The following is a 5,108-nucleotide window of genomic DNA, read 5'->3' as shown; positions in this document are numbered from 1 at the left end:
CATCGCGTCGAGGACCTCGCCGAAGCCCGCCGCCTCGGCGACCGCGGCCACCGCCTCGGAGACCCCGATGCCGTCCTCGCCGGCCAGCCGCAGCAGCTCCTCGGACGGGGTGCCTGCGTCGGCGACGACCTCGGAGTCCCCGGACGGCTCGGAGTCCTCGTCGACCTCCGGGTCCAGCCCGAGGGCCGGGCCGTAGGGCGAGGCGGCAGCGGCCGCGGCGTCGGAGACGAAGACCCGCGTGTCGTCCCCGTCGTCGACGCGGGCGAGGGCGAACCACTCGTCCTCGTGCTCGAGCAGGAGCAGCGCGTGGGCGTCGCCGCCGGAGGCGAGGCGCACCGCCTGGGTGAGGCTCTCGACGTCCTCGTGACCCTCGACGTCGACGTCGCGCGCGCGCCACGTCCCGCCACCGTTGCGCGAGAGCAGGGCGGTGAAGTACGACAAGGCTGTTCCCTCCCGGAAAGAGCTGGACGTACCAAGACGTGTCCCGCTCGCGGGGCCGGAAACCCGACCCGGAGGGCTTAGAGCAGCACAGCGCGCAGCGAGCGGGCGAACTGGGGCCCGAAGCCGAGCCGGTCGGCCATCCGACGGCACACCTCGTCCGGATAGAGGTCGAAGTCCTCGCACAGGTCGCGGACCTCCTCCGCCGGCAGGCCGAGGTCGGCGAAGATCGCGAGGTCGCCGGCGGGGCGCGCCTCGTCGTCCTCGGGCACGGGGACCCCCAGGGTGTCGAGCACCTCGCGGGCGATCGGCCACTCCACCGCGGCGGTCGCGTCCGAGATCAGCAGGCGGGTACGGCCCGCCACGATGCGCGCGGCGACGAAGAAGTCGTCGTCCACGGCCACGAACGCGAGCGGCCCGGCGTCCGGCGGGCGCTGGCGCAGCGTCGCGAGCAGGGCGCAGAGGTCGCCGGCGGCCCGTCCCGGCAGCGGGGCGACCTGCCACACGCCCTCGTCCCGGTGCGCCGCCACCGCGAAGTCCCCGCCGCCGTCGGGCACGTCGTCGGCGTCCAGCCTGATGCCCGGGTGCGCGTCAACGTCCGACATGGAGTCCTCCGGCGTACGAGAGACGACAGCGGTCCTGCGGCGGACGGGGACGAACCCCGCCTCTTCCGGCATTGTGACACCGGACACCCTCCCCCGCAGAGCGCGTCGGCTCGCCCTCCCTGTCGGCCACGTGCGCCCTGTCGCTAGCCTCCGCGCATGCGCACGCACGTCGTCGACCACCCGCTGGTAGCGCACAAGCTCACCGTGCTGCGCGACCGCGAGACCACCTCGCCGACCTTCCGGCTGCTCACGGACGAGCTCGTGACCCTGCTCGCCTACGAGGCGACCCGCGAGGTCGGCGTCGTCCCGCTCGACATCGAGACCCCCGTGACCGCGACCACCGGCGTCACCATGTCGACGCCGAAGCCGCTGGTCGTCCCCATCCTGCGGGCCGGGCTCGGGATGCTCGACGGCATGATGCGGCTGCTGCCGACGGCCGAGGTCGGCTTCCTGGGCATGGTGCGCGACGAGGGCACCCTGCTCGCGTCGACGTACGCGACCCGGCTGCCGGAGGACCTCGGCGGCCGCCAGTGCTTCGTGCTCGACCCCATGCTGGCCACGGGCGGGACGCTCGCCGCGGCCGTCCACCTGCTCGCCGAGCGCGGCGCGGGGTCGGTCGTCTGCATCTGCCTGCTCGCGGCGCCGGAGGGCGTGGCGCACCTGGAGAGCGAGCTCGGCGGGCTCGACACCCCGGTCACCGTGGTGACCGCGGCGCTGGACGAGCGGCTCAACGACAAGGGCTACATCGTGCCGGGCCTCGGCGACGCCGGCGACCGGCTCTACGGCATCGCCTGACCAGCCCCCGGCTCGGGCCAGTGCCCGGGCCTGACGCGCGCCCGATACGGACAACAGCGAGACAGCAGAAGGTGGGCCGCGTGGCGCTCTGGACCGTGCACGGCGACGGCAAGCACGTCGCAGCAGGAGACGTCGTCGCGCCGGACGAGCGGCTCGACTGGCTGCGCACGACCGGCATCGGTGCTCAGCACGTCGTGGCGATGTTCGGTGCGACGTTCCTCGTCCCGCTGCTGACCGGGTTCCCGCCGGCGACGACGCTGCTCTTCTCCGGGCTGGGCACGCTGCTCTTCCTCGTCATCACGGGCAACCGGCTGCCGAGCTACCTCGGGTCGAGCTTCGCCTTCATCGCGCCCGTCACGGCGTCCAAGGCCGACGGCGGCGTCCCGGAGGCGCTCGGCGGCATCGTCCTCGCAGGCGTCGGCCTCGCGGTCGTCGGCATGGTGGTGCAGGTCGTCGGCTCGCGCTGGGTGGACGTCGTCATGCCGCCCGTGGTCACGGGCGCGATCGTCGCGCTCATCGGGCTCAACCTCGCGCCCACCGCCAAGAACAGCTTCGAGGCGGCGCCGGTCACCGCGTTCGTGACCCTGCTCGCCGTGCTGCTGCTCGGCGTGCTCTTCCGCGGGCTGCTCGGGCGGCTGTCGATCTTCCTCGGCGTCCTCGTCGGGTACGCGGTGGCGGCGGTCCGCGGCGAGCTCGACTTCGACCCGGTTCGGGCCGCGGACTGGGTCGGCCTCCCCGACCTCACGGCCCCGCACTTCTCCTTCTCCGTCGTCGGCCTCTTCCTGCCGGTCGTGCTCGTGCTCGTCGCGGAGAACGTCGGCCACGTCAAGGCGGTCGCCGCGATGACCGGCCGGCCCATGGACGACGTGGTCGGCCGCGCCCTCATCGGCGACGGCGCCGCCACCGCGCTCGCCGGAGTGGGCGGCGGGTCGGCCACCACGACGTACGCGGAGAACATCGGTGTCATGGCGGCGACGCGCGTCTACTCGACCGCGGCGTACTGGATCGCCGGCGTCATCGCGGTCCTGCTCAGCCTCTCGCCGAAGTTCGGGGCGCTCATCGCGACGATCCCGGCCGGCGTGCTCGGCGGCGCAACTACCGTGCTCTACGGCCTGATCGGCATCCTGGGCGCCCGCATCTGGGTCGAGGCCCGGGTCGACTTCAAGGACCCGGCCAACCTCTTCACCGCCGCCGTCGCGCTCGTCGTGGGTATCGCCGACTACACCTGGACGCTCGGCGACGTCACCCTCGGCGGCATCGCGCTCGGCTCGCTCGGGGCCGTGGCCGCCTTCCACGTCCTGACGTTCCTCGGCCGGCGTACCGGCACGGCCGGGTACGCAGGTGGCGGCGGGCACACTGCCGCGGAGACCGCGCCCACCACCCGCCCGCCCTCGGCTTCCGGCACGCACTGACGGGGTAGGCCTCGCGCATGGTCACCGTCGAGCGCTTCACCCCTGCGTCGCCGGCAGCGGTCTGGGCCGTGCTGGCCGACGGCTGGGCGTACGCCAACTGGGTCGTCGGCACCTCCTCGATCCGCGACGTCGACCCCGGCTGGCCCGAGGAGGGCGCCCGCATCCACCACAGCGTCGGCGCGTGGCCGCTGACCATCGACGACACGACCCACAGCCAGAAGTGCGAGCCCGGCCGGCTGCTGAAGCTGCGCGCCCGGGGCTGGCCGCTCGGCGAGGCCGACGTCGAGGTCGAGCTCGTGCCCGACGCGGCCGGCACCCGCATCGTCATGCGCGAGGACGCGGCGCAGGGCCCCGGCCGCTTCGTCCCGGCGCCGATCCGCTGGGCCAGCATCGTGCCGCGCAACAAGGAGTCGCTGCGCCGCCTCGCGCGGCTCGCGGAGAACCGCGGCGCCTACTCCTGAGCCCGCTCAGGCTCCCGCGGGGCGGGCCCGGTCCGTGAGCAGCCGGGCGGCGAGCCCGGCGAGCACCCCGCCCATGAGGTAGCGCTGCGCCCGCAGCCACCCGGGCCGGGCGCGCAGCAGCATCGACATCCGGGCCGCCGAGAGCACGATCAGCACGTCCACGGTCAGCGCCACGCCGACCTGCACGGCCCCGAGGACCAGGCTCTGCGCCCACACCGCGCCGGCCGCGGGTTCGACGAACTGCGGGAGCAGCGAGACGTAGAGCACCGCGATCTTGGGATTGAGCAGGTTCGTCAGCAGGCCCATCGCGAACAGCCGCCGAGGCGGGTCGGGTGGCAACGGCGCCGGGGCGAAGACCGACGTGCCGCCCGGCTTCAGCGCCTTCCACGCCAGCCACAGCAGGTAAGCCGCACCCGCGACCCGGAGCAGGGTGTACGCCGTGGGCACGGTCGCGAACACGGTGGCCAGGCCGGCGGCGGCGGCCACGACGTACACGAAGAACCCGGCGGCGACGCCGGCGAGCGAGACGAGGCCCGCGCGGCGGCCCTGCAGGACCGAGCGCGAGACGAGGTAGACCATGTTGGGACCCGGGGTGAGCACCAGGCCGAGGGCGACGAGCGCGATGCCGAGGACCGCGCCGGTGCTGACCACGAGCCCTCCCTACGCCGCTGGCCCCGCGAGCATGGCAGGGGCGGCACGGGCCACGCACCCGCTTTTGCGCCCGCTCACCTCACTCCGGCTGGGTCGCGGCCTGGTCGCGCTCGGAGCGCTCTCCCGCCCGGGCGTCGAACGCCCGCGCCAGCTCGCGCACGGTGTCGCTGTGCCGCAACGACTCCTCCGCCAGCCGCAGCATCCGCTCGTCGCCGCGCTGGCGAGCCACTGCGCGCAGTCCGGTCGCGTCCGCGGACAGCGCGTTCACCGCGGCCCACAACGAGCGGCGGACGGCGTCGAGCCGCTCGGCCTCGAGCGCTTCGCCGGCGAAGGCATGCCCGACGGCGCACGTCATACCCTCGTCCGTCGGATGCAGCGGGCCGGTGCACACCGGGCACGCTCCGTCGGACATGCAAGCCCCCAGTTCGTCGTCGTGACCGGCCCGATGGGCAGGTGCGGGGAGTCTATGCCCGCAGGGCTACTACTGCGTCACCGCACGTAGCCGAGCTACCAGAGCGGGCGGCCGAGGAACGCAGGCAGCTGGTCGGCAGGAACGGCGGGGCTGAAGAGGTAGCCCTGTGCCCGGTCGCATCCGAGCCGCAGCAGGGCGTCGACCTGCTCGGTGCGCTCCACGCCCTCCGCCACCGTGCTCAGCCGCAGCCCCTGGGCCAGGCCGATGACCGCGCTGACGATCTCACCGCCGGGCTCCTCGCGCGCCAGCGCGGCGACGAAGGACCGGTCCGCCT

General features: G+C 74.2%; 8 protein-coding genes. 3 read left to right on the top strand and 5 right to left on the bottom strand.

What is annotated here, in order from left to right:
• Both G9H71_RS20895 and G9H71_RS20890 read right to left on the bottom strand, forming a co-directional pair.
• On the bottom strand, positions 1-441 hold a 441-nt coding region (locus tag G9H71_RS20895; protein ID WP_166284708.1), incomplete at its 3' end, for a tRNA adenosine deaminase-associated protein.
• A gap of 77 nt (positions 442-518) precedes the next feature.
• Positions 519-1,043, bottom strand: a complete 525-nt coding sequence (locus G9H71_RS20890; protein ID WP_166284707.1) for a tRNA adenosine deaminase-associated protein — start codon at positions 1,041-1,043, stop codon at positions 519-521.
• Positions 1,044-1,199: 156 nt separating this feature from the next.
• On the opposite strand from G9H71_RS20890, the gene upp reads away from it, so the two are divergent.
• From upp to G9H71_RS20875, 3 genes are all read left to right on the top strand, one after another.
• Positions 1,200-1,838: a uracil phosphoribosyltransferase gene (gene upp / locus G9H71_RS20885; RefSeq protein ID WP_166284706.1), complete on the top strand. Its 639-nt coding sequence runs from the start codon at positions 1,200-1,202 to the stop codon at positions 1,836-1,838.
• Positions 1,839-1,909: 71 nt separating this feature from the next.
• The gene (locus tag G9H71_RS20880) at positions 1,910-3,250 is read left to right on the top strand and encodes a uracil-xanthine permease family protein (protein ID WP_166284705.1); all 1,341 of its coding nucleotides are present in this window, start codon (positions 1,910-1,912) and stop codon (positions 3,248-3,250) included.
• 17 nt (positions 3,251-3,267) lie between these two features.
• Entirely contained in the window at positions 3,268-3,711 is a 444-nt protein-coding gene (locus G9H71_RS20875; protein WP_166284704.1) for an SRPBCC family protein, read from the top strand.
• 6 nt (positions 3,712-3,717) lie between these two features.
• Here G9H71_RS20875 and G9H71_RS20870 read toward each other — a convergent pair whose 3' ends face one another.
• The 3 genes from G9H71_RS20870 to G9H71_RS20860 form a co-directional block, all read right to left on the bottom strand.
• Positions 3,718-4,362 (bottom strand): LysE family translocator, encoded by a 645-nt coding sequence (locus tag G9H71_RS20870; protein ID WP_166284703.1) that lies wholly within the window; start codon positions 4,360-4,362, stop codon positions 3,718-3,720.
• A gap of 79 nt (positions 4,363-4,441) precedes the next feature.
• Positions 4,442-4,717, bottom strand: coding sequence for a hypothetical protein (locus G9H71_RS20865; protein WP_166284702.1), 276 nt, complete (start codon positions 4,715-4,717; stop codon positions 4,442-4,444).
• A gap of 152 nt (positions 4,718-4,869) precedes the next feature.
• Positions 4,870-5,108, bottom strand: a 239-nt coding sequence (locus tag G9H71_RS20860) for an EAL domain-containing protein (protein WP_166284701.1), incomplete at its 5' end; no start/stop codon positions are given.

Origin of the sequence: Motilibacter deserti (assembly GCF_011250635.1) — a bacterium.
Classification (GTDB): domain Bacteria; phylum Actinomycetota; class Actinomycetes; order Motilibacterales; family Motilibacteraceae; genus Motilibacter_A; species Motilibacter_A deserti.
Note: the sequence above shows the minus strand (reverse complement) of the source record. Positions and strands in the feature narration are given on the sequence as shown.

Excerpts from the sequence above, each read along its gene's own strand:
- G9H71_RS20865 (WP_166284702.1), bottom strand. The coding sequence starts at position 4,717 with ATGACGTGCGCCGTCGGGCATGCCTTCGCCGGCGAAGCGCTCGAGGCC.
- upp (WP_166284706.1), top strand. The coding sequence starts at position 1,200 with ATGCGCACGCACGTCGTCGACCACCCGCTGGTAGCGCACAAGCTCACC.
- G9H71_RS20875 (WP_166284704.1), top strand. The coding sequence starts at position 3,268 with ATGGTCACCGTCGAGCGCTTCACCCCTGCGTCGCCGGCAGCGGTCTGG.
- G9H71_RS20890 (WP_166284707.1), bottom strand. The coding sequence starts at position 1,043 with ATGTCGGACGTTGACGCGCACCCGGGCATCAGGCTGGACGCCGACGAC.